Here is a 24,089-nt window from a genome sequence, read left to right on the forward strand (position 1 = left end):
GAACCCGCGACGTCAGTGCCCGGCCATGTGACGGCCGATTTCGGTCAGATCGGCCTCTGACGCGCGCGCTTCATGCACGAACTGGCCGTGGAACATCACCACCAGCCGGTCCGACAGTTCCAGCAACTCGTCGAGATCCTCGCTGACCAGCAGCACCGCCGCGCCGCGGTTGCGCGCGGCCATGATCTCGGCATGGATTTGCGCCACCGCCGCGAAGTCGAGGCCGAAGCAGGGATTGGCTGCGATCAAGACCTCGACATCGCCGCTCAGCTCGCGCGCCAGCACGGCGCGTTGCACATTGCCGCCCGAGAGTGCCGCGATCGGCGTATCCGGACCGCGGGTCTTGATCTTGTAGAGGCCGATCTTGCGCTCGGCATCTTTGCGGAACGCCGACCGGTTCAGCCACCAGCCGCCGCTCGCAAACGGCGCGCGGTCGAATTCGCGGAAGGCGATGTTGTCGGCGACGCTCATGCCGCCGACGCAGGCGTTTTTCAGCGGTTCCTCCGGCAGCAGCGACATCTTGTGGCGGCGCATCTCCTCGCGGCTCGCCGAATAGGTCTCGCCCTGGACGCGGATCGCGCCGCTCTCGGCCTCGCGCTGGCCCGCCAGCACCTCGACGAGCTGCCGCTGGCCATTGCCGGAGACGCCGGCAATGCCGACGATCTCTCCGCTCTTCACCGTCAGCGAGACGCCGTGCACGGCGATCGCACCGGCGTCGTCGCGCGCGGTGAGCTGGTCGAGCTCGAGCCGCGCCGCGCCAACATCGCCGGTGCGCGGCGGCTGCACCGTCAGCTGCTCGGCGCCGATCATGGTGCGCGCCATGTCGTCCGGCGTCAGCTCGGACACCTTGCCGCTGCCGGCCAGCTTGCCGCGGCGCAGGATCGTCACCTCGTCGGCAAACGCCATCACTTCGCGGAATTTGTGGGTGATCATCAAAATGGTCAGCTCGCCCCTGACCACCATCTCGCGCAGCATGCCGAGCACCTCGTCGGCCTCGCCGGGGGTGAGCACCGAGGTCGGCTCGTCCAGGATCAGGAAGCGGCGTTTCAGATAGAGCTGCTTGAGGATCTCGCACTTCTGGCGTTCGCCGGCGGAGATATCCGAGACTTTTGCGTTGAGCGGCACCTTGAACGGCATCCGCGCAAGAAACGCCTCGAGCTCCTTCTTCTCCTTGCCCCAGTCGACCACGGCCGGTACGTCGTCGCGCGCCAGCACCAGGTTCTCGGCGACCGTCATCGCCGGCACGAGGGTAAAATGCTGATAGACCATGCCGAGCCCGAGCGCGTGGGCGTCCTTGGGGTTGGCGATCTTCTGCTCGCGGCCGCCGATCAGGATGTCGCCTTCGGTGGCGTGGTAATAGCCCATGATGCATTTCACGAGCGTGCTTTTTCCAGCGCCGTTCTCGCCGAGCAGCGCGTGGAACGAACCGGGCTTGACCTTCAGCTCGACATTGTCGAGCGCCAGGAAATCGCCGAACCGCATGGTCATGGCGATGGCGTCGACGCCGAAGGCGCCGCTCGGCGGCGGGATTTCGCCGATGATCACGCGATCGCTCCGATCAAATCGGTTGACCTTGTCACCGCGCCGAACACGCCGCCCTGCATCTTGATCATCTTGATGGCGTGGTCGTGATTACTCCTGTCGGTGGCGCCGCAGCAGTCCTCGACCAGCACGCATTCGAAGCCGCGATCATTGGCTTCGCGCATCGTGGTGTGGACGCAGACGTCGGTGGTGATGCCGGTCAGCACGATGTTCTCGATGCCGCGCAGCCGCAGCATCAATTCGAGATCGGTGGCGCAGAACGAACCCTTGCCGGGCTTGTCGATGATGGGCTCACCCGGCAGCGGCGCCAGCTCCTCGATGATGTCCCAGCCGGGCTCGCCACGCACCAGGATGCGGCCGCACGGGCCGGGATCGCCGATCCCGGCGCCGATCTGCCGCGAGCGCCAGCGCTTGTTGGCGGGCAAATCGGCGAGGTCGGGGCGGTGACCCTCGCGGGTGTGGATGATGTGATAGCCCTTGGCGCGCATCGCCGCGAGCAGCGCCTTGATCGGCTCGATCGGCGCCCGCGTCAGCGAGAGATCGTAGCCCATCTTGTCGACATAGCCGCCGACGCCGCAGAAATCGGTCTGCATGTCGATGATGATGAGCGCGGTATTCTCCGGCCGCAGGTCGCCGTTGTAGGGCCAGGCATAGGGCTCGGACTTGGTGTAGCGCTCGGGCATGGACGACCTCGTTGCTGCGCGTTTTATCGGGTGATCGAGAGCTCGGCCGGCGCGCCGGTCAGCGTGCGCTTCGGCGAGCAGGTGATGATCATGATCGCCAGCGTCAGGATGTAGGGCGCGGCGTTGAACAAATGATAGCCGGAGGTGACGCCGACCGATTGCAGCGCCGGCCCGAGCGCTGCGGCGCCGCCGAAGGCGAGCGAGGCCCACAGGCACAGCAAGGGATCCCAGCGCGCGAAGATGACGAGCGCGACCGCGGTGATGCCCTGGCCGGAAGAGAGGCCCTCGTTCCAGCTGCCGGGATAGAACAGCGACAGGAAGGAGCCGCCGATGCCGGCGAGGAAGCCGCCAACCATCGTGGCGCGCAGCCGGATCAGCAGCACGGAATGGCCCATCGCGCGCGCCGCATCCGAGCTTTCGCCGGCGGTGCGGATCAGAAGACCCCACCGTGTGGTCTTGAACGCCCAGAACAGCAGCGGCGCGATCGCAACGCCGATCAGGAACAGCACGTTGATCCGCAGCGCCGCGCGCACCTGCGGGATGTCGCTCCACCAGCCGAAATCGATTGCCGGCAATCGTGGCGCGGTCGGCTCGATCAGGGGCTTGCCGAGGAAGAAGGCCAAACCTGTGCCGAACAGCATCAGCGCGATGCCGACGGCGACGTCATTGACGCGCGGCAGCGAGCAGATGCCGGCATGCAGGGCGCCGAGCAGGGCACCGGTGATTCCGGCGGCGAGCACGCCGAGCCAGGGCGAGCCGGACAGATAGGAGATGCCGTAGGCGCTCATCGCCCCCATCACCAGCGTGCCCTCGAGGCCGAGATTGATGCGGCCGGACCGCTCGGTGATGCATTCGCCGAGGCTGACGAACAGGAACGGCGTCGAGACGCGGATGGCGCCGCCGAACACGGCGAGCGGAACGGTCCAGAGTCCGATCGATGGGTCGGCCATGTCAGGACTTTCCTTTCAGGAAGCCGATGCGTCCGTACAGCGCGTCGCTCGCCAGCACGAACACGAAGATGATGCCTTGCAGCACCAGCACCGACGCATCGGGCAGGCCGAGCCGCCGCTGCAGCAGGCCGCCGCTGGCGCTGATGCCGCCGAGCAGGATCGCGACCGGAATGATCGCCAGCGGATTCTGCCGCGCGAGGAAGGCAACGAGGATGCCGGTGAAGCCATAGCCGGCCGCGAGATTCGCATTGGTGCGGCCCTGCACGGCCGCGACCTCGATCATGCCGGCGAGGCCTGCGCAGGCGCCGGCGAGGAAGCAGATGGTGAGGATCAGTTTGCCGACGCCGAGACCCACGATCTTGGCGGCGCGGATGTTGCCGCCGGCGACGCGCGCGGCGAAGCCGAAGGTGGTGTGATAGATCAGGATGTAGCTGGCGATCGCAGCGACCAGGCCGAAGACCAGACCCCAATGCACGTCGGTACCGGGAATGGTGCCGATCATGTTGGCGGCGCCGATCTCGCGCGTCGACGGCTTGTTGAGGCTCGCGGGATCCCGCATCGCGCCCTCGACGAGATGGTTGAGGATCGCTAGTCCAATATAGACCAGCAGCAGGCTGGAGATGGTTTCGTTGACGCCGCGATATTGCCGCAGCGCGCCCGACAGCGTGATCCAGAGCCCGCCGCCGATCACGCCCGCGATCACCATCGCGATCTGCACGACGATGGGCGCGGCGCCTTGCATGGCCAGTGCCGCCGCTGTCGCCGACAACGCGCCGATCAATAGCGCGCCTTCGCCGCCGATGATCACCATGCCGAGCTGCGCAGGCAGCGCAGTGCACAGAGCGGTCAGGATCAAGGGCGCTGCGCGGGTCAGTGTGTTCTGCCAGGAGAACCAGGTGCCGAACGCGCCGTAATACATGTAGAAATAGAGATCGAGCGGGTTCTTGCCGTACATCGCGACAAACAGCCCGAACACCGCGAGCGCGCCGATCAGCGCCGCGGCGGGGATCAGGATGTATTCGATGCTTGCGCCGTAGCGCTGGAGGAATCCAACATCGGCGGCCGGAGCAACTCCGGCCGCCTCGACGCCGCCTTCCGCCGCGTCTGTTGTCACGAAGTCGCTCCGAGCACGCCCTCGACCAAATAGTCCATCTTCTCGAGCTCCGGATCCTTCTGGCCGCGATCGGTGCCGGCTGCGATGACCGTCTTGCCCTTGTTGTCGACCAGGCCACCCTTGAAGATGGCGTAGCCTTCCGCCGACAGGAACTTGGCCTTGATGTCGTCGGCATGCTTGCGCGCTTCGGCCGAGACCGCTTCGCCATAGGGCGAGGTCTTGACGATCTCTTCCTTGAGGCCGCCGCGATAGAAGTTCGGGATGGTCTCGCCGGCGGCGATCATCTTGACGAATTTCGGATACAGCGCTTCCCAATTCCATTCGGCGCCGGTGAGATAGGCCTTCGGCGCCAGCGGCGACTGGTTGACGTGATAGCCGCAGACCATGGCGCCGCGGCGCGCTGCGTTCTCCACCATCGTCTTCGGACCGTCGACATGGCAGGTCAGCACGTCGACGCCCTGGTCGATCAGGCTGTTGGTGGCCTCGGCTTCCTTGACCGGCATCGACCAGTCGCCGGTGAAGATCACCTGCGTGGTGGCCTTCGGATTGGCGAGCCTGGCGCCGAGCGTGAAGGCGTTGATGTTGCGCAAGACCTGCGGGATCGGTTTCGCCGCGACGAAGCCGAGCTTGCCGCTCTTGCTCGAATAGCCCGCGACGATGCCGGAGATGTACTGGGCCTCGTCGATGTAGCCGAAATAGCTGCCGGCGTTCTTCGGGTCCTTCTCGCTCCAGAGGCCGCCGCAGTGCTCGAAGCGCAGCTTCGGGAACTTGTTGGCCATCTTGATCATGTGCGGGTTGTAGTAACCGAACGAGGTCGGGAACAGCAGCGAGGCGCCGTCGAGATTGATCATGGACTCGATGGTCTTCTCGACCGCGTCGGTCTCCGGCACTTTCTCTTCTTCCACCACCTTCAGGCCGGGCAGCTTCTTCAGTGCCGCAGCACCCTGCGCATGGGCCTGGTTGTAGCCGTAGTCGTCGCGCGAGCCGACATAGATGAAGCCGATGGTCGTCTCCGCTGCCATCGCGCCGCGGAGGCCGAGTGCGCTGCCGGCCGCCAGCGCGGCGCCGCCTTGCAACAAATGCCGTCGTGAAATCCTGCCAAAATCCATTTGCCTGCTCCCTCCGGGCGGGTCTGGTCCGCCTCACTCACAGCCGCGCCGATACGGCGGCGCCCAAAGGGGATGTCGCAATTGTCATGCCAGAGCGCGATTGGCGGTCACGACGGCGCAAGGCATTGATTTAACTTGAGGAAAGGCGGCGGTGCGCGAACCGCCCAAAGTTTGCACAAGGGAGATTTGCTCAATTTATAGGCGTCATTTCCTTATTGTATGCAAGGTCGTTAAGCAATTCCTAACGCGCCTTTGGCCGGTAGGGTGGGTTAGGCGAAGCCGTAACCCACCATCGTTCCGCACGCTACGCGGCGGCGGATTACGTTCGCCAATCCGCCCTACGGACTGCTTCCGGGGACCGAAAAGAAGAAAACTCTCTCCGCGCCGGATCGCGCGGAAGGCGCTTCCAATTCCGGGCCTCAAAAGGCATTCCACTACCCTTGCTTCTGGGCCGGATGTCGCGACATTAGGGGCCATGAGCCAATCCGCATTCGATCCCTTTGGTGAGCCGGTCCCGGCGGTCGAGAGTTCGATCGCGCCGACACGTGCGTCCCAATGGCTGAAGACGGCCGGCACCAGCGTGTTCTGGGTGCTGGTGGTCGGGATCGTGCTCGCGCGTGCCGTCTATTTCGAGCCCGGTGTGTTCAACTTCGATCGCGTCGTCGCCTGGGCGCAGGGCCTGTTCGCGGCGCTCTAAGCCGGCCGCAAGCCACTAGTTTCCGAAAAAATATTCGCCATCCCACCGCTTTGACGGATAAATTCTTCTCCAGCGAAGAGAAGAATCGTTGTCAGAGTCTGCGAAAAAAGCACAGAGCGGGGGAGGCGGAGCGCTCAAGCGCCTGCTGTCGCTGATCCCCGGCATCCTGCTCTGCGGGCTGATCACGGTCATCTCGCTCGGCATCCAGGCTATCGAAGAGCGCGCTTTCGACCATCCCTATATCGAGGCGCTGGTGGTGGCGATCCTGCTCGGCATGGCCGTGCGGACCGCCTGGCAGCCGTCCGAGCGCTGGCGTTCCGGCATCGCGTTTAGCGCGAAGCAATTGCTCGAGGTCGCCGTGATGCTGCTCGGCGCCTCCATCAGCTTTGCCGCGATCCTGGCCTCCGGCTACCTCCTGATCGCCGCGATCGCCGCCACTGTCGCGATCATGCTGGCAGTGAGTTATGGGCTGAGCCGGATGCTCGGGCTGCCGACCAAGCTGTCGATCCTGATCGCCTGCGGCAACTCGATCTGCGGCAATTCGGCGATTGCAGCCGTTGCGCCGATCATCGAGGCCGATGGCGACGATATCGCCTCGTCGATCTCGTTCACCGCCATTCTCGGCGTGCTGATGGTGCTCGGCCTGCCGCTGCTGATCCCGCTGCTGAAACTGTCGGCGACGCAATACGGCATCCTCGCCGGCCTCACCGTCTATGCGGTGCCGCAGGTGCTGGCGGCGACGGTGCCGGCCGGCATCGTCTCGACGCAGATCGGCACGCTGGTGAAGCTGGTGCGGGTCTTGATGCTCGGCCCGATCGTGATCGCCCTGTCGCTGTTCGTCGCGCGCCGCCGCAAGGCCGGCAGCGCCAAGGCCGCCGCGATCAGCCCGTTCAAGCTGGTGCCATGGTTCATCATCGGCTTCCTGGTACTGGCGGCACTGCGCTCGTTCCAGCTGGTGCCTGACGTGGCGATCGCGCCGGTGACGAAGACGGCGGCGATCCTCACCGTGCTCTCGATGGCGGCGCTCGGGCTCGGCGTCGATGTACGCGTGCTGTCGACTGTCGGCGGCAGGGTGACGGCCGCCGTCACCCTCTCGCTGATACTGCTGCTGGGCTTGAGCATCGCGCTGGTGCACGTCTTTAAATGACGCGACGATTTTGTAGGGTGGGCAAAGCGACCCCGTCACGCCGTAGCTGAACGAGCGAAGGCGGAAGCGTGCCCACCATCACGAGCACGCCGCGAATGGTGGGCACGTCGCTTTCGCTCCTTTGCCCACCCTACGGCAGCTGTGCAAGCATCCTCACTCCGCCGCCTTCGCGGTCTTGCCGAACATCCGCGTCGGCGCGGCGAAGCCGCAACTCGTGCCGTCGGTGATCTTGACCTGGTCCTCCCAGGGCAGGCGGAAGGTGCCTGACACCATGTCCTGCATGAAGGTGTAGGGGCAATCCATCGCGCCGCCCTTCACCGCGACATAGCCGCGGTGCCAGAGCTGGTAGATGTTGTTCTCGACGCCCCAGTTGATCCGCGCCTCGCGCACGAGGTCGGGCCGCACTTCGGCGGTGATGATCTCGTCGACGCGGCCGGTGGTGCCATGGGCGATGATCGAGCCGTCGAAATTGACGATCATGCCTTCGCCCATGGAATCGAACGAGCCGTCCGAGCCGCACATGCAGACATTGGCGGTGACCATCAGGTTCTGGAACGCATTGGCCTGGTTGGTGAAGCGCCAGCTCTCGCGGATCGGCGCGGTGTAGCCGGCGGTGCGGATCATGATCTCGGCGCCCTTGTAGGCGCATTCCCGCGCCATCTCCGGGAACATGCCGTCATGGCAGATGATCAACGCGATCTTCGCGCCCTTCGGCCCCTCGATCACGGGAATGCCGATATCGCCGGGCTCCCACGGCTCGACCGGGATCCAGGGATGGAATTTGCGGTAGTACAGTTTGATCTCGCCGTGGTCGTCGATGATCAGGCCTGAATTGTAGGGATTGCCGTGCGGGTTGAACTCCATGATGGAGAAGCAGCCCCAGATCTTGTTGTCGATGCAGGCCTTCTTGAAGGCTGCGACCTCGGGCCCGTCGAGCCGGCACATGATCTCCGGATTGGTGTCCATCGACAGGCCGTGCAGTGAATATTCCGGGAACACCACGAGATCCATGGTCGAGAGGTTGCGCCGCGCCTTGCCGACCATCCAGACGATCCGCTCGGTCTGTTTGGCGAGATCGGCCTTCGTCACCACGGTCGGCAGCTGCAGCTGCACCAGCCCGATCACCACGCCATTGGGCGATTTGTTGAGCCCGCCAAGTCCGTTCATGCCTGTCCTCCCTGTCAGCTGAATGCGCTGCGCGTTGCGTTCGTCTCCGCCCGTATTCAGCAACAAGTATGCCAGCGGATTTGCCTTCTGCGCAAACCGCGTGCAGATGAGAGTTGCGCTTAGCGAATGGGCAGATGCACGTCGGAACAGCGTGGCTCAGGGAATGAGCAGCGGAGATGCAAACATTCAAGGAGTTGAAATGACGGCAGATTCGATTGCGGCTGGGCATCGCGTGCCATTGTACACAATGGCATGCCGCTTGCTTGAACGTCAGAAAGAGTTCTCTCGTTCGGGGCGCGCGTCATGACGAACTCAAGCGGCACAATCGCAGCAGAGCCGGAGCCGATCGCGCTCGACTGGAGCAAGACGGCGCTCGTCATCATCGACATGCAACGCGACTTCATGGAGCCCGGCGGCTTCGGCGAGACGCTCGGCAACGATGTCAGCCAGCTCGCTCGTGCAGTGAAGCCGATCGGTGCCGTGCTGGCGGCCGCGCGCGACAGCGGCATGCTGGTCGTCCATACGCGTGAGGGGCATCTGCCCGATCTTTCCGACGCGCCGCCGGCGAAAGTCGAGCGCGGCGCGCCGAGCTTGCGCATCGGCGATCCCGGTCCGATGGGGCGCATCCTCATTCGCGGCGAGGCCGGCCACGACATCATCCCCGAGCTCTATCCGCTCGACAGCGAGATCGTGATCGACAAGCCGGGCAAGGGCGCCTTCTACGCCACCGAGCTCACCGACGTGCTGCAGAAATACGGCATCGAGAATCTCCTGGTGTGCGGTGTGACGACAGAGGTGTGCGTCAACACCACGGTGCGCGAAGCCAACGACCGCGGCTACCGCTGCGTCGTGATCTCCGATGGCTGCGCATCCTATTTCCCTGAATTCCACGAGATGGGCCTCCGGATGATCAAGGCCCAGGGCGGAATCTTCGGTTGGGTCGCGAGCTCAGCCGCGGTGCTGGAAGCAATGGAGACGACGAAAACATTGGCATAGAGCATGATCCCATCAGTCATGCTCGCTAGACAGGGGCGACATCATGAGCACGAGCATGACGGGGACTTCGGCTGCGTCCGGATTCAAGCCGACACTATGGACACCCGGTGACTGGAACGCGTTCTTCGGCTTCGGCACCAACATCCTCGTCAACATGCTGGTGCTCACTGGGCTGTTGCGCTTCGTGCTGAAGATGCCGGACTCTCTGGTATTCGGCCGCATCCTGCCGGCGCTCGGCCTGATGATGTGCCTGTCGACCTTCTATTACGCCTTCCTCGCCTATCGGCTGGCGCTGAAGACCGGCCGCAACGACGTCTGCGCGCTGCCGTCGGGCGTCAGCGTGCCGCACATGTTCATCGTCACCTTCGTGATCATGCTACCGATCACGATCAAGACCGGCGATCCCATCAAGGGCTGGTCGGCGGGCCTGGTCTGGGTGTTCTTCCAGAGTTTTATTCTCATGATCGGCGGCTTTGTTGCCCCCTACATCAGGCAGATCACGCCGCGCGCGGCACTGCTCGGTACGCTGGCCGGCGTGTCCGTTACCTTCATCTCGATGCGTCCGGCGCTGGAAATGTACATGACGCCGCAGATCGGTCTCGTTTGTTTCGCGATCATCCTGGTGAGCTGGTTCGGCGGCGTGAAATACTGGAAGGGCATGCCGGCGGGCCTGGTTGCGATCGCGGTCGGCATGATCATCGCCTGGGGCTCCAACCTGTTCGGGCTCGGCCTCGGCGGCCTCAGCCTGAAGGGCGTCGGCGATGCCTTTGCGAGCTTCGGCTTCTCGGTGCCGATCCCGGCCGTCGGCTACGTGTTCTCCGGCTTCGAATTCCTCGGCATCATCCTGGTCACCGCGATTCCGTTCGGCATCTATGACCTCGTCGAAGCCATGGACAATGTCGAGAGCGCGGAAGCCGCCGGCGACGAATATCCGACCACCCGCGTCTTGACCGCCGACGGCGTCGTCAGTCTGATCGGCTGCCTGATGGGCAACCCCTTCATCAACGCCGTCTATATCGGCCATCCCGGCTGGAAGGCGATGGGCGGGCGGATCGGCTATTCGGCCGCGACCGGATTGATGGTGGTGGTGCTGTCCTGGTTCGGCATCATCTCGGTGCTGCTGGCGCTGGTGCCCGTCGTCGCGATCTCGCCGATCCTGCTCTATATCGGCATGCTGATCGGTGCGCAGGCGTTCCAGACCACGCCGGTCAAGCACGCGCCCGCGATCGTGCTCGCCTTTACGCCGCATCTGGCGGCCTGGGCCAAGCTGCAGATCGACACCATGCTGGGCTCGACCATCAACGCCGCGCAGGCGGTCGGCGGTCTCGCGGCCGACAAGGTCGACGCGGTCAAGACCGCAGCGGTCGCAGCATTGCCGCAGCAGGGCGTGCTCTACCACGGCCTCGAGGTGATGGGCGGTGGCTCGATCCTCGCCGGCCTCGTGCTGGGCGCAATCGGCGTGTTTGTGATCGAGCGCGATTTCCTGAAAGCCTCGGCGTTCGCGCTCGCCGGTGCCGTCATGACCTATTTCGGCTTCATGCATGGTGAAGCCGTCGGCGTCGGTGGCGGGCTCGGCGTCACCCCGGGCGTCGCCTTCGCCTATGTCGTGATGGCGATCGGCTTCTATGCGCTCGGGAAGTCGGTCGGCAGCGAGAGCTACGCGTCGCATGCCGACATGCCGGTCGCGGCGCCGGCGGAATGACCCTCATGGTGAGGAGCCGCGGAGCGGCGTCTCGAACCATGAGGCCCCACTCGGGCCTCGTCTTTCGAGACGCGCTACGCGCTCCTCAGGATGAGGGGTTAGCACAACGCTAATTAGCGGCAGATTTATCCGCCCTTCACCGCGCCCGCCGTGAGTCCCGCAACGATCTGCCGCTGCGCCATCACGGTCAGCAGCAGCACCGGCGCCGTCACGATCAGCGCGGCCGCGGCGAGCGGGCCCCAGCTCAGCTGGTCGAATGAGATCATGTTGTAGACGGCAACCGGCAGCGTCCGCGTCTCGCGGCCGGCGAGCACGATGCCGAACACGAAATTATTCCAGGAGAAGATCACCGCGAGGATGAAGGCGACCGCGAGGCCGGGCTTGGCGATCGGCAGCGCGACGTGGCGGAACACCTGCCAGCGCGTGGCGCCGTCGATCAGGGCGGCTTCCTCGAGCTCGAGCGGCGTGGTCTCGAAATAGCCGATCATGATCCAGATCACGATCGGCACGGTGACCACGAGATGGATGATGATCTGCGGCACCAGCGTGCCGAGCAGGCCGAGCCACTGGAACAGCAGGAACAGCGGGATCAGGTAGGACAGGCCGGGCGTGATGCGCGCGATCAGGATCACGATCGCCGACTTATGCGCCGCCATCCGCGCGATGCCGTAGCCCGCAGGCACGCCGACAATCATTGCGAGCAACGTCGCGGCGCCAGTGACGACGAGACTGTTGGTGAAATAGGTCAGGAAGCGGTTGGAGGCGAGCACGTCGGCATAGTTCTTCCAGGCGATATTCTCCGGAATCAGCACCGGCGGATAGGCGGCGTTGTCGACCTCGAACTTCAGCGACAGCGAGGCCATCCAGAGGAAGAACAGGATCGCCGGCGAGACGATGACCAGCACCGACAGCCACAATCCGATTTGACTGAGTATCTGCCTTGGATTGATTAGACCTGGTGTCATGCGCCGCTCGCGATCTCGGTCCACAGCATGCGCTTGCGCGCATAGAGCATCAGCGCGGCCAGCGCGACGATCAGCAGGAAAAACACCACGGCGATCGCCGAGCCATAGCCGAGGTCGTAATAGACGAAGGCGACGCTGTAGAGATAGACGTTGATGGTCTCAGACGCCGAACCGGGTCCGCCCTGCGTGATCGCGAAGATGATGTCGAAACTCTTCACCGCATCGATCATGCGGATCATGCCGGCGATGAACAGGAACGGCATGATCAGGGGCAGGGTGATGAAGCGGAACATCTGCCAGAAAGTGGCGCCGTCGATCTGCGCGCTCTCATAGGGTTCGGTCGGAATCGCGGCGAGGCCGCCGAGCACGATCAGCATGACGAGCGGCGTCCACTGCCAGGTCTCCACCAGCACCAGCGAGGGGATCACCGTGTTCGGATTGAACACCCAGAGCTGCGGCGGGATGCCGACCAGCGACAAGAGATAGTTGAGCACGCCAAGCTGCGGATGGAACATCATGGTCCATACCAGCGCGATCGCGACCGGCGTTGCCATCATCGGCATGATGAAGACGCCGCGCAGGAAGCCGCGCGCGGCGAACTTCTGGTGGAATACCACGGCCGACAGCGTACCGAGGATCAGCGGCAGCACCACCGACAGCACGGTGTAGGACAGCGTATGGCCGACCGCTTCGACGAAGCGCGGATCATTCGGCAGCCGCAGATAATTGGCGAGCCCGACGAAGGTGGTCGGCGAGCCGACCTTCCATTCGTTCAGGCTCATCCAGATCGTGAACAGCCATGGGAAGATGATCACCGCCAGCACCACGACCAGGGCCGGGATCACGAACGGCCAGTAGGATGGCGGACGCCACTCACGCTCCGGCGCGGCGTCTTGCGCCGCGGCCGGAGAAGTCTGGGTTACGACACTCACGCTTTCTCGCTGCGCTCCAGGATCGGGCGAAACTGCTCATGCGCCTTCTTCAGTTCGGTCGCGGGATCGCCGCCCGACAAGGTCGAGGTGATCCCGGCGCCGACAAGGTCGCGGAATTCGGCGACCGGGATGATGACGGGCAGGCCGAGCTTTGAGATCTTGGCGGAGTCGATCACCGACTGCAGCCATTCCTTCGGCATCTTCACGCCGGCCTGGACCTCGGGGTCGTTGAGAATCGAGTTGCGGAACGGCACGCCGCCGCCGGCCTGCAGCAGCCGCGCGCCCTGTTTCTTGGAGACCGCCCACTGGCAGAGCAGGTAGGCGGCTTCCTTGTTCTTGCTCGCGGCGGCAATGCCGAGGCCGTCGCCATAGGTCGCCGAATATTGTCCCTTCGGACCGGCCGGCACCACGGTGTAGCCGACCTTGCCGACCACGCGTGAGGCTGCCGGGTCTTCCAGCGGCGGCGCCCAGCCGACACCGTCGATCCACATCGCCGAGCGCCCTTGGGTGAACGACGCCATCGACTCCATCCAGTTGAAGCCGGCGACACCGGGAGGCGCGACTTTCGTGAGAAGCGTCTGATAGAGTTTTGTCGCTGCGACGGCTTCGGGCCCATCGGTGAGGATGTTGCCCTTGTCGTCGAGGAATTCGCCGCCGTAGTTGAGGAAGAAGTTGGTCCACAGCGTCATGTTGGCGTTGCGCAGGCCGCGCCCGACGAAGCCGAAGGTACCGTCCTTGGGATCGGTCAGCTTCTCGGCGGCCGCGACCATCTCGTCGAAGGTCTTCGGCACCGCGACGCCCTTCTTCTGGAACAGCTCCTTGTTATAGTAGAGGATGAAATAGTCGACCGACCACGGCAGCGACAGCATCTGGCCCTTGTCGTTCTTGCAATATTGCAGGCCGGCCGCGGAGAAATCGCTCTCGACCAGATCCGGCGCGGTCAGCGCCGGGTCCTTCATCATCGGCGTCATGTCGGCGAGCCAGCCGCCCTTCTCGAACTGCCGCTTCTGCACGTGATAGCTCAAATGCACGACGTCGAAGCTCGGCTTGCCCGAGGCGAGCTCGATGACGCATTTCTGGCGCTGCTGCTGCTCGGGAATCTGCTCGGACTCGACCTGGATGCCGGTGAGCTCGGTGAATTCCTTGATGTTCTTCTGCAGATTGTCGCCGCGCGGACCCTTGGCGAGGATCACCTCGAGCTTGGTGCCGGCATATTTCTTCCAGTTCACCTCGGCGCGGGCGGGCATGCCGGTCAGGCTGAGCGCGCCTGCGGCGGCGGTGCCTGCCAGAACGGCGCGACGCGAAATTCGATTGTCTTTCATGGTTCTCTCCCCTGCAATCGGCTTCTTGTTTGGGCGGATACTAGCGCGCGGGTGGCGCGTGCCTAGTCCTAATTATGCGCGGTGTGGCAGTGCCATACCGCGCAATTGGGATAAGGCGTATCAGGCCTGGACGAAGTCGAGCAGGGTGCCGTTTGCCGCGGCTGGCGGCACGCAGATGTTGCCGCCATTGCGCACACCTGTCGCACCGAGCGTCTTCTCGGTCGCGGCAAGGTTGGCCGCGATCACGAGGCCTGCACCGCCGCGTTCGGGCAAGCCCGCGAGCGAGACACCGGGATAGCGCTTGCCGAGCTGGTCCTTGGTCAAGAACACGAAGTCCGCGCGACTGCTGCCGGACGGCACGGCCACCGCGCCATCGGCATTCTTGCTCACGGCCATGTCGATCATCTTCGACAGATGCGCCGCTTCCGCTGCGGGATCCGGCGAGACGATAAGGACCTGATTCAGCCATAGCGCGCCATTGGCGTGCGTCATCAGTTCGGGGATCCACACCGTCTCGCGCGTCTTGTGCTGGCAGGCGAAGATGCGCACGCCGCCCGGCGCCTCCGCGGTCGGCCACATGAAGGTGCGGAATTTTGCCGCAGAGATCGTCCCGTCAGGCAGAGTCACCGGCCGTTCGAAATCGGTCGGCCCGATCGGGGGATAGCCGCGCGCGCGGACCTCTTCGGCGCCTGCGGCCGCATCCAACGTCGTGAAGGCGATGCGCTCGATACCTTCACCGGTCCTCTCCAGGAAGGCGCGCGCCGGCGCATTATGCTCCGTCGGTGTCAGCACGCCGAGCAACTCCATATAGTCGGGGCCGAACATGATGGTGTAGTTACCCGATCCCATATGGGCGCTGTGGGTGCCGCGCGGCGACACGGTGAAGCCGAGCCGCCTGTAGTTCTCGGCCGCCTTGTCGAGATCCTCTACCATGACCACGGCGTGATCTAGTCCGATGACGTTTTTGAGTGCCACTTCTTGTTTCTCCGGCTTGTGCGCGACAGCTAACCAGAACGCTTCCGTGCCCGCAATTCGTGTGCGGAGGCCGTCAATCGATTCGCGGTGATTCTCCTGCGGGGCTGTTTTTTGGCCGTTGCAGTGCGCGCAAACCCTGTTTTTTCAGGGGTCTGAAGCGCCTTGACTTGGAAAAACCCCGGAAAAATCGCTGATTCGGGTGCTGTCCACAGCGATATTGTGGTGAAGAGTGCAGAAAAGCCTGTTTTTTTAGCCGTTTTCCGCCATATCGTTCCCGCTCCAGAATCAAATGGAGCAACCATGGCTACCCAACTGTCGAAGTCGCAGGTGATCGAGAAGATCGCGACCACCACCGAACTCTCCAAGCGCGATGTCAAGAACGTGATGGACACGCTCGTCGACGTCGGCCACAAGGAACTGAAGAAGAACGGGGTGTTCCTCGTCCCCGGCTTCGCCAAGTTCGTCGTGGTCAAGAAGCCCGCCACCAAGGCGCGCAAGGGCACCAACCCCTTCACCGGCGAAGAGATGATGTTCAAGGCCAAGCCGGCCCGGAAGATCGTCCGGGCCCGCCCGGTCAAGGCCGCCAAGGACGCGGTTTAAGAGAAACGAAAGGCCTCCGGTGACGGAGGCCTTTTGCTTTTGAGTGCTCCTCCATGGCCATGCGGCTTGCTGGATCGGCTCCCTCGCCCCGCTCTTCGCGGGGAGAGGGTTGGGGTGAGGGGCTTTCTCCACGAGTGAGCTCGCGGAGAGTCCCCCTCACCCGAAATTCGCGGGCGCGAATTTCGACCTCTCCCCGCAGGCGGGGCGAGGTGAAGAGAGATCGGCGTCTGTTTAGACCACCGGCGATCGGCCGCCATCGACATTGATGGCGGTGCCGGTGATGTAGGAGCCCTGCTCGGAGGCGAGGAAGCAGGCGAGGTTGGCGAACTCCTCCGCCGTGCCGATCCGGCCGAGTGGCGTGCCCTTGGCGAGGTTCTTGGCAAACTCCTCGAACGGCGCGTCCGGTGCGGTCGCCGCGTGGCGCTTGACCCATTGATCGCTCATGATCAGGCCGACCAGGAGCGCATTCACCAGAATGCCGTGCTCGCCGCCTTCGTTGGCCATTACCTTGGTCAGCGCCATGCCGGCGGCGCGCGACACTGAGGTCGGCGCCGAATTGCCGGCCGGCGCCTTGGCGAACGTGTTGAGCACGTTGATGATGCGGCCCCATTTGCGCTGCTTCATGCCGCCCCAGACCAGCCGGCTGAAACGGATCGCCGCGAACAATTTGAGATCGAGATCCTCCTGCCAGGCCTCGTCGCTGATGTTCTCGAACGCCAGCGTCCGCGCGGTACCGGCATTGTTGACGAGCACGTCGACCGGGCCGAGATCGGCGACGATCCTGTCGTGCGCGCTCTTGATGTCGTCAGCCTTCGCGACGTCGCAGACATAATCGCGAACGTTGAGCCCATCCCTGGCAAGCGCCTCGCGCGCGATCTTCAGATCCTCTGCGCCGCGGGCGAGGATCGCGACCTTGGCGCCGGACTCGGCAAACCGCCGTGCCACTGCGATCCCGATCCCCTTGCTGCCGCCGGTCACGACCGCGACGCGGTCTTTCATGGTCAGGTTCATTGTTGTTCTCCCTGGGTACGACCGGGAGCGAGGCTATCAAAGCGACAGTGCGACCAACAAGCTCATGCAGAGCAGGTGTGCCGTGACGATGAGTGCGAGATGGAGCGGGCCGGACATGAGCGCGTCTCCGTTCTGGTGCATCGTAAGGCGAGCACCACTGTTTGGCTCCCTCACCCTGAAAGGGGGAGGGTGGGGGTGGGGGTGGGGGTCACGCCGCAACGGTGGTGTCTGCGGAGAGAGAGCCCCACCCGGATTGCTCTTCGCGCAATCCGACCTCCCCTTTTCAAGGGGAGGTGAAGGACCTCGGCTAGTTCAAGTTCGCGCTCGCCGTGAAGCTGCGGTCCACGGCCTTGCTGACATCCAGCGTCTTGCCGAGAATGCCGTAACGCGTGGCACGATCGGACGCCGCCTGGATCTCCTTCACCACGGCTTCGTCGATCGCGATCGGTGAGGTCTTCTGCGCGGTGTAGGCCGACAGCAGCACGTCTTCCGGCAGTTTTGTGAGGTCGGCGGTGCTCCTGGCGTACTCTGCGAGATGATCGAGCGACCACAGCCGGGCCTTGTTGAGCCGCTGCACCAGATCCTGCACTGCCGCGCGCTTGGTCGCGATCGCATTGTCTGAGGCGACGATGAAGGTGACGGTCGGCGTCAGCCCCTCGCCGTCGGAGACGATGCGCGCCTTGTCCTTCAGCGTGGCATAGGAGACGTAGGGCTCCCACACCGCCCAGCCGTCGATCGAACCGGCGAGCAATGCGATCTTGGCGTCGACCGGGCCGAGCGGCGCAAACGTCGCGTCCTCGATCTTGTTGCCGGTCTTCTCCAATGTCGCGTCGATCAGGAACTGGCCCCAGCCGCCGCGGGTGCCGGCGAGGCGCTTGCCCTTGAGGTCGGCCGCCGACTTGATCGGCGAATCCGCGCGCACCAGGATCGCCTGCGTCTTCGGATCGGAGCGCGTGCCGCCGATCGCCTTGATCGGTGCGCCCGCGGCATAGACCGACAGGAAGGAGAGATCGCCGGTGTAGCCGACGTCGAGTGCGCCTGCATTGAGCGCTTCCAGGATCGGCGCCGCCGCAGGGAATTCCGACCATTCGATCTTGTAGGGCAGGTCCCTGGCCTGTCCCGAAATTTCCAGCAGCGAGCGGTTGCCGCCCTTCTGGTCGCCGACGCGCAGCACGATCTTGTCATCGGCGAGGGCTGCGACGGATGTCGAGAGCGTCACGGCGGCCGCGATCAGCGCGGCAGCCGTGCGGCGGGTGAAGGAGTGAGGGCGAGAGAGTTTGCTCATGTTTGTTTCTTTCCGATTCATTCGCTCATTCGCTTCCGTGCGTTGAGCGTTTGACCAAGTCTATGAGCGAGCGAAGCGCAGTCAACGAAACGGAAAACTGTATTCGTGGCGATGATGGCAAGGAACGTCTCGCCGATGTTGTGTTTGGAGAAGACGCGGCATTCGCGTGCTCCGACCGCTCAAATTTGATGCAATCCGCATCGCGATCGCGTGCGTCGGTAACGCGATCAGCGCGAAAATCCTTTCATCGCCGCGCGAGGCGATCATGGAGATATTCGCTTTGCCGCCGACAACATTCGAAATTCCATTTCATTGACGATCGCATCGACGCACCGCATCATTTCAACATCGGCTTTCGATCGCGAACGGCCGTCGAGACAGAAGTTTACGAACAAGCGTTCCGATGCGCGGAGCGCGCGCAACGGACCCGTGTTGCGCGCCCGGCGGAGCCTTGCCGAAATGTGGGGTAACCATGTCGTCAGAAGAAAAGCGTCCAACAACCTTGGATCGGCGCAGCCTGTTGCGCGCAGGAGCTGCGGCCGCGCTGGCCGCGCCGATCGGCGCCTTCGGTGCGCAGGCCTTTGTGCCGCGCGCGCTCGCGCCCGCCATCGATTTCTCCGAGTTTCCGATCTGCAAGACCGCATCGGATGCCGCGCTGCTGACGGGCGCGCCGCGCAAGCTGAAGCTGTCGTGGAATGCCGGCGCGGTCTGTCTCGCGCCGCTGCCGGTCGCGATCGATTACGGCTTCTTCCAGAAGCAGAACCTCGACGTCGAGCTGGTCAATTATTCCGGCTCGACGGACCAGTTGCTGGAAGCGATCGCCACCGGCAAGAGCGATGCCGGCCTCGGCATGGCGTTGCGCTGGCTGAAGCCGCTGGAGCAGGGCTTTGACGTCAAGATCGCCGCGGGCACCCATGGCGGTTGCATGCGCGTGCTGAGCCGCGCCAATTCCGGTGTCGACAAGCTCGCCGATCTCAAGGGCAAGATCGTCGCGGTCGGCGATCTCGGTGGCCCCGACAAGAACTTCTTCTCGATCCAATTGGCGAAACTCGGCATCGATCCGAACAAGGATGTCGATTGGCGCGCCTATCCCGGCAACCTGCTCAACGTCGCGGTCGAGAAGGGCGAGGTGCAGGCGTTTCTGTCGTCGGATCCGCTGGCCTGGCTCTGGCTGAAGGACCCGCAATACAAGGAAGTCGCCTCCAACCTCGACGGCGAATACAAGGACAAGAGTTGCTGCATCGTCGGCCTGCGCGGCAGCCTGGTGCGCGAGGAGCCGCAGGTCGCGCGCGCCATCACCCGGGCGCTGCTCGACGCCGCGATGTTCACCTCGCAGAACCCGGACAAGGCGGCAAAATCGTTCCAGCCCTATGCGCCGAAGGCGGCAAGCCTCGCCGACCTCGAGGGCATGGCGCGTTATCATACTCACCATCATCATCCCGTCGGCGAGGTGCTGAAGCGCGAGCTGAAGGGCTACGCCGACGATCTGAAGGCGGTCTCCGTCTTCAAGCCGAGCACCGATACAGCCAAATTCGCGGAGCGGATCTATGTCGACCTATTCGGTGTCTGATACGCAAGCCGCAGTCGCGCCGCGCGCCTCGCTCGATCTCGCCGCTATCCGCAGCGGAAGCTACGCCACGGGCGTTGTGGCTAGTCTGGTCTGGGCCGCCTTCGGCGTGTCGTGCCTCTATTGGCCCGATCTCGGCGACTGGTCGCGCACGCAGTCGCTTGGCATCGGCGCCTTCATCATCGCGGCCTTCGTGCTGTTCGGCACGCTGGCTGCCGACTTCCTCGGCGCGGCCGGGCTGGCCTTACGCAAACGGGCGCCGTGGCTGGTCGCGTTCGGCGCCTTCGTGACGTTGTGGGAAGTCGCGACCGCGAAGTTCGCCTGGCTGCCGCTGCCGTTCTTCCCGCCGCCGCAGGCGATCTTGGAGGTCTATACCGACGATCTGCCAAAGCTGCTCGACAGCGTGCTCGCTTCGATCAAGTTGCAGCTCGGTGGTTACCTCATCGGCGCGAGCGTCGGCTTCCTCACCGGCGTCTCGATCGGCTGGTCGCAAAAGATCGGCTACTGGGTGCATCCGGTGCTGCGCTTCATCGGCCCGCTGCCGGCGACCGCCTGGCTGCCGATCGCGTTCTTCACGTTTCCGTCGAGCTGGAGCGCATCGACCTTCCTGATCGCGCTCGCCACCGGCTTTCCGGTCACCGTGCTGACCTGGTCGGGCGTTGCGAGTGTCAGCAACGCCTATTACGACGTCGCGCGCACGCTCGGCGCCAAGCCGTCATTTCTGGTGCTCAAGGTCGCGATCCCCGCGGCGCTGCCGCATGTCTTCGTCGGCCTGTTCATGGGGCTCGGCTCGTCCTTTGCCGTGCTCGTCGTCGCCGAGATGATCGGCGTCAAGGCCGGCCTCGGCTGGTACCTGCAATGGGCACAGGGCTGGGCGGCCTATGCCAACATGTATGCCGCGCTGATTGTGATGTCGCTGCTCTGCTCAGGGGCGATCACACTCTTGTTCCGCACCCGCGATCGTTTGCTGGTCTGGCAGAAAGGTGTCGTCAAATGGTAGCGCTCGCCGAAGCCATCACCACTCCCGCCGTCGGTGCCGCGCTCGACATCGAGCATGTCAGCCACGCCTTTGACATCGACGGCGCCACGCTGCCGGTGCTCCACGATGTCAGCCTTGCGATCCAGCCGGGCGAGTTCGTCGCGCTGCTCGGTCCCTCCGGCTGCGGCAAGTCGACCTTGCTGCGCCTCGTCGCCGGCCTGGAAAAGCCGCGCGCCGGTGCGCTACGCGAGGACGAGGTCCGCATTACCGGGCCGCACCCGTCGCGTGTCGTCGTGTTCCAGGACCCGACCCTGTTTCCGTGGCGCTCGGTCTGGGACAATGTCGCGCTCGGGCTTGAGGCGCAGGGCATCCTGAAGAGCCAGCGTGCGCGTGTGGACGCCGTGCTCGACCTGGTCGGGTTGTCGTCGTTCCGCAACGCCTATCCGCACCAGCTCTCCGGCGGCATGGCGCAGCGCGTCGCGCTGGCGCGGGCGCTGGTCAACGATCCAAAGATCCTGGTGCTGGACGAGCCGCTCGGCAAGCTCGACTCGCTGACGCGGATCGCGATGCAGGCTGAGCTCGTGTCGCTCTGGCAGCGCGAGGGCTTTACCACGCTGCTGGTGACCCACGACGTCGAGGAGGCGCTGGTGCTGGCCAACCGCGTCATCGTGCTCTCTGACCGCCCGGCGCGCATCAAGGCCGACATCGCCGTGCAGCGGCCGTATCCACGGCATCGCGGCGACCCCTATCTGTCCGACCTGCGCAAGCAGATCCTCGCCCTGCTCGGATTGGAAGCCACATGGTGACGACCTTAGCGAAGGAGCTGCCGCAAGCCGGCGAGCCCGATCACATCCTGCGCGCGCTGCAACTCGCCGATGTCTTCGCTGCGCGTGCGCCCGCGCATGACCGCGACGGCAGCTTTCCGTTCCAGAACTTTGCCGATCTCTCCAAGGCCGGCCTGCTGGCGCTCACCGTGCCGGCGGCGCTCGGGGGGACAGGGGCGGGCGCCCGCGACACCGCGCGCGTGCTCGGCATCATCGGCAAGGCCGATCCGTCGACCGCGCTGGTGCTCTCGATGCATTACATCCAGCATCTGGTGATGGCGCGCAGCACGCGCTGGCCCGGCCGCCTGTCGCGCAAGCTCGCGAAGGAGACGATCGACGGCGTCGCGCTGATCAACGCGCTGAGGGTCGAACCCGAACTCGGCTCGCCCGCCCGCGGTGGCCTGCCGGCGACAACAGCCCGGCGCACCGAGACCGGCTGGCGGCTGACGGGCAAGAAGATCTATTCGACTGGCGCTCCGATCCTGAAATGGTACGCGGTCTGGGCGAAGACCGATGAGCCGGAGACCCGCGTCGGCCTGTTCCTGGTTCCATCAGGGCTGCCGGGAACGGAGATCATCGAGAGCTGGGATCATCTCGGCCTGCGCGCCAGCGGCAGCCACACGGTGATCTTCGACGACGTGGTGTTTCCGCTCGATTACGAGATCGATGCGCGCAAGCCCGACGACTGGAAGGTTCCGGACTTCACGCAGAGCGTCGTCCACGCGATCTTCGTCGCAGCGATTTATGACGGCGTTGCCCGCGCGGCGCGCGACTGGCTGGTCAAATTCCTGCAGGAGCGGGTGCCGGCCAACCTCGGCGCGCCGCTGGCCACCCTGCCGCGTGCCCAGGAAGTGCTGGGCGGCATCGAGGCCCGGCTCGCGGTCAACGCGCGTTTGATCGAAAGCTTTGCCACCGACTTCGATGACGGCTTGCAGCTGTCGGCAATCGAGTCCAACATCATCAAGCTGACGGTGACCAATAATGCCGCGGCTACAGTGGAGGACGCCTTGTCGCTGACCAGCAATCACGGCCTGTCGCGCGCCAACCCGCTGGAGCGGCATTATCGCGACGTGCTCTGCGGCCGCGTCCACACCCCGCAGGACGACGCCACGAAAATCTCCGCCGGGCGCGTTGCGCTGGGCCTCTAGTACAATCACAAACCGGAGCCTCCCATGTCGGTCGAGTTCATCGGCTTTATCACCAACAACAATTCCTCCGAGACCATCGTCCGCTCGGGCCCGATCCTCGACCCGCCCTATATCGAGACGGTGGCGAAGGCGCATGAACTCGCCGGCTTCGATCGCGCGCTGCTGGCGTTCCATTCGACCACGCCCGACGCGCTGCAGGTCGCCCAGCACGTGCTGACCATCACCACGAAATTGAAGGTGATGATCGCGCAGCGCCCGGGCTTCACCGCGCCGACGCTGCTGGCGCGGCAGCTTGCGACGCTCGATCAGTTCTATGGCGGTCGCGTCTCGCTGCACGTCATCACCGGCGGTAATGCGATCGAGCTGCGCCAGGACGGCAACACGCTCGACGACAAGGACGAGCGCTACGCCCGCACCGGCGAATTTCTCGACGTGGTGCGGCTGGAATGGACCAGCGAGAAGCCGTTCAACTACTCCGGCAAGTACTACAACGTCGAAAACGGCTTCTCGCAGGTCAAGCCGCTGCAGAAGGGCGGCATCTACACCTTCGTCGGCGGCGGCTCCGATGCCGCGGTCGAGGTCGCCGGCAAGCATGCCGACACCTTCGCGCTGTGGGGCGAGTCCTACGCCCAGGTGCGCGACGTCACCGCGCGGGTGCGTGCGGCCGCCGCCAGGCATGGCCGGCCGACGCCGCGCTTCAGCCTCTCGGTGCGGCCGATCCTCGCCGACACCGAGGAGAAGGCCTGGCAGAAGGCCGAGGAGATTCTGGAACGCGCCACCGCCTTGCAGGACCAGACCGGCTACCGCCGGCCGAACCATGCCACCGACGGCGCCAAGCGCTTGCTTGCGCTCGCCGACCAGGGCGCGCGCATCGACAAGCGGCTGTGGACCGAGATCGCAAAGCTCACCGGCGCCAACAGCAACACCACGGCGCTGGTCGGCACGCCCGAGCAGGTCGCCGAGGTCTTCGCCGACTACTACGACCTCGGCGTGAGCCACTTCCTGATCCGCGGCTTCGATCCGTTGCCCGACGCGATCGAGTATGGCCGCGAGCTGATCCCGCTGACCCGCAAGCTGGTCGCCGCGCGCGACCAGCAGAAGGGTGTTGCAGCAGAATGATCCGCCTCGTTCTCGCTGCGGCGCTCGCCTTGGCGGGCGCCGGGGCCGTGAACGCCGCTACATAGGCGGTGCCAAACATTCAGCGTCGTCCTGGCGAAAGCCAGGACCCATTACCCCAGATGGTTGCTCTTGCACGACGCTGGGGCCACGATCCCGCTCGCGATCAAATTCGGTGGTTATGGGTCCCCTGAGTTCACAAACGAAGTGCAACACTTCCGACTGGAGGTGTTGCCATGGGGCGGACTTACAAGCAGC

22 protein-coding genes are annotated in these 24,089 nt (G+C 64.5%); 10 read left to right on the forward strand and 12 right to left on the reverse strand.

Annotated elements, in window-relative coordinates; genetic code table 11:
• Positions 1–12 precede the first annotated feature (12 nt).
• From JQ604_RS39070 to JQ604_RS39090, 5 genes are read right to left on the reverse strand one after another with little or no spacing between them, the layout of a single operon-like run.
• The gene (locus JQ604_RS39070) at positions 13–1,545 is read right to left on the reverse strand and encodes an ABC transporter ATP-binding protein (RefSeq protein ID WP_212366079.1); all 1,533 of its coding nucleotides are present in this window, start codon (positions 1,543–1,545) and stop codon (positions 13–15) included.
• Positions 1,542–2,225: a biuret amidohydrolase gene (gene biuH, locus JQ604_RS39075; RefSeq protein ID WP_212366080.1), complete on the reverse strand. Its 684-nt coding sequence runs from the start codon at positions 2,223–2,225 to the stop codon at positions 1,542–1,544. The genes JQ604_RS39070 and biuH overlap by 4 nt, the downstream gene beginning before the upstream one ends.
• 23 nt (positions 2,226–2,248) lie before the next feature.
• Complete coding sequence (locus JQ604_RS39080; protein ID WP_212366081.1) at positions 2,249–3,175, reverse strand: ABC transporter permease; 927 nt, start codon at positions 3,173–3,175, stop codon at positions 2,249–2,251.
• Position 3,176: 1 nt separating this feature from the next.
• Complete coding sequence (locus tag JQ604_RS39085; protein WP_212366082.1) at positions 3,177–4,289, reverse strand: ABC transporter permease; 1,113 nt, start codon at positions 4,287–4,289, stop codon at positions 3,177–3,179.
• Positions 4,286–5,398 (reverse strand): BMP family ABC transporter substrate-binding protein, encoded by a 1,113-nt coding sequence (locus JQ604_RS39090; protein WP_212366083.1) that lies wholly within the window; start codon positions 5,396–5,398, stop codon positions 4,286–4,288. The genes JQ604_RS39085 and JQ604_RS39090 overlap by 4 nt, the downstream gene beginning before the upstream one ends.
• A gap of 475 nt (positions 5,399–5,873) precedes the next feature.
• On the opposite strand from JQ604_RS39090, the gene JQ604_RS39095 reads away from it, so the two are divergent.
• Together JQ604_RS39095 and JQ604_RS39100 are read left to right on the forward strand one after the other, a co-directional pair.
• On the forward strand, positions 5,874–6,095 hold the full coding sequence (locus JQ604_RS39095) for a hypothetical protein (protein ID WP_212366084.1): 222 nt from the start codon (positions 5,874–5,876) through the stop codon (positions 6,093–6,095).
• An 88-nt stretch (positions 6,096–6,183) separates the two neighbouring features.
• A complete protein-coding gene (locus JQ604_RS39100; protein ID WP_212366085.1) occupies positions 6,184–7,242 on the forward strand; it encodes a YeiH family protein in 1,059 nt (352 codons plus the stop codon).
• A 153-nt stretch (positions 7,243–7,395) separates the two neighbouring features.
• On the opposite strand, the gene JQ604_RS39105 is transcribed toward JQ604_RS39100, so the two are convergent.
• Positions 7,396–8,409: a formamidase gene (locus JQ604_RS39105; RefSeq protein ID WP_212366086.1), complete on the reverse strand. Its 1,014-nt coding sequence runs from the start codon at positions 8,407–8,409 to the stop codon at positions 7,396–7,398.
• 303 nt (positions 8,410–8,712) lie between these two features.
• Between JQ604_RS39105 and JQ604_RS39110 the strand changes: the two genes are divergently transcribed.
• Positions 8,713–9,405, forward strand: a complete 693-nt coding sequence (locus JQ604_RS39110; protein WP_212366087.1) for a cysteine hydrolase family protein — start codon at positions 8,713–8,715, stop codon at positions 9,403–9,405.
• A gap of 43 nt (positions 9,406–9,448) precedes the next feature.
• Complete coding sequence (locus JQ604_RS39115; protein WP_212366088.1) at positions 9,449–11,107, forward strand: regulator; 1,659 nt, start codon at positions 9,449–9,451, stop codon at positions 11,105–11,107.
• Positions 11,108–11,232: 125 nt separating this feature from the next.
• Here the strand turns inward: JQ604_RS39115 and JQ604_RS39120 are convergent, their stop codons facing one another.
• The 4 genes from JQ604_RS39120 to JQ604_RS39135 all read right to left on the reverse strand — a co-directional run bounded on the left by JQ604_RS39120 (position 11,233) and on the right by JQ604_RS39135 (position 15,301).
• Complete coding sequence (locus JQ604_RS39120; RefSeq protein WP_212366101.1) at positions 11,233–12,057, reverse strand: carbohydrate ABC transporter permease; 825 nt, start codon at positions 12,055–12,057, stop codon at positions 11,233–11,235.
• Positions 12,058–12,068: 11 nt separating this feature from the next.
• On the reverse strand, positions 12,069–13,004 hold the full coding sequence (locus JQ604_RS39125; RefSeq protein ID WP_212366089.1) for a carbohydrate ABC transporter permease: 936 nt from the start codon (positions 13,002–13,004) through the stop codon (positions 12,069–12,071).
• A complete protein-coding gene (locus JQ604_RS39130) occupies positions 13,001–14,326 on the reverse strand; it encodes an ABC transporter substrate-binding protein (protein ID WP_212366090.1) in 1,326 nt (441 codons plus the stop codon). The genes JQ604_RS39125 and JQ604_RS39130 overlap by 4 nt, the downstream gene beginning before the upstream one ends.
• 120 nt (positions 14,327–14,446) lie before the next feature.
• On the reverse strand, positions 14,447–15,301 hold the full coding sequence (locus tag JQ604_RS39135; protein WP_212366091.1) for a VOC family protein: 855 nt from the start codon (positions 15,299–15,301) through the stop codon (positions 14,447–14,449).
• A 300-nt stretch (positions 15,302–15,601) separates the two neighbouring features.
• On the opposite strand from JQ604_RS39135, the gene JQ604_RS39140 reads away from it, so the two are divergent.
• Complete coding sequence (locus tag JQ604_RS39140; RefSeq protein WP_212366092.1) at positions 15,602–15,901, forward strand: HU family DNA-binding protein; 300 nt, start codon at positions 15,602–15,604, stop codon at positions 15,899–15,901.
• Positions 15,902–16,132: 231 nt separating this feature from the next.
• Here JQ604_RS39140 and JQ604_RS39145 read toward each other — a convergent pair whose 3' ends face one another.
• Together JQ604_RS39145 and JQ604_RS39150 are read right to left on the reverse strand one after the other, a co-directional pair.
• Positions 16,133–16,912: an SDR family oxidoreductase gene (locus JQ604_RS39145; protein ID WP_212366093.1), complete on the reverse strand. Its 780-nt coding sequence runs from the start codon at positions 16,910–16,912 to the stop codon at positions 16,133–16,135.
• A gap of 307 nt (positions 16,913–17,219) precedes the next feature.
• Entirely contained in the window at positions 17,220–18,197 is a 978-nt protein-coding gene (locus tag JQ604_RS39150; protein ID WP_212366094.1) for an ABC transporter substrate-binding protein, read from the reverse strand.
• A 472-nt stretch (positions 18,198–18,669) separates the two neighbouring features.
• On the opposite strand from JQ604_RS39150, the gene JQ604_RS39155 reads away from it, so the two are divergent.
• Genes JQ604_RS39155 through JQ604_RS39175 form a run of 5 tightly spaced genes read left to right on the forward strand, consistent with a single transcriptional unit; the run spans position 18,670 to position 23,834 of the window.
• Positions 18,670–19,767 (forward strand): ABC transporter substrate-binding protein, encoded by a 1,098-nt coding sequence (locus JQ604_RS39155; RefSeq protein WP_212366095.1) that lies wholly within the window; start codon positions 18,670–18,672, stop codon positions 19,765–19,767.
• Positions 19,745–20,764: an ABC transporter permease gene (locus JQ604_RS39160; RefSeq protein ID WP_212366096.1), complete on the forward strand. Its 1,020-nt coding sequence runs from the start codon at positions 19,745–19,747 to the stop codon at positions 20,762–20,764. Before JQ604_RS39155 ends, JQ604_RS39160 begins: the two co-directional genes overlap by 23 nt.
• Entirely contained in the window at positions 20,758–21,549 is a 792-nt protein-coding gene (locus JQ604_RS39165) for an ABC transporter ATP-binding protein (protein ID WP_212366097.1), read from the forward strand. Before JQ604_RS39160 ends, JQ604_RS39165 begins: the two co-directional genes overlap by 7 nt.
• Complete coding sequence (locus JQ604_RS39170; RefSeq protein ID WP_212366098.1) at positions 21,543–22,715, forward strand: acyl-CoA dehydrogenase family protein; 1,173 nt, start codon at positions 21,543–21,545, stop codon at positions 22,713–22,715. The genes JQ604_RS39165 and JQ604_RS39170 overlap by 7 nt, the downstream gene beginning before the upstream one ends.
• 24 nt (positions 22,716–22,739) lie before the next feature.
• On the forward strand, positions 22,740–23,834 hold the full coding sequence (locus JQ604_RS39175; protein WP_212366099.1) for an LLM class flavin-dependent oxidoreductase: 1,095 nt from the start codon (positions 22,740–22,742) through the stop codon (positions 23,832–23,834).
• Positions 23,835–24,089 lie beyond the last annotated feature (255 nt).

Source organism: Bradyrhizobium jicamae, assembly GCF_018130695.1.
GTDB lineage: Bacteria > Pseudomonadota > Alphaproteobacteria > Rhizobiales > Xanthobacteraceae > Bradyrhizobium > Bradyrhizobium jicamae_B.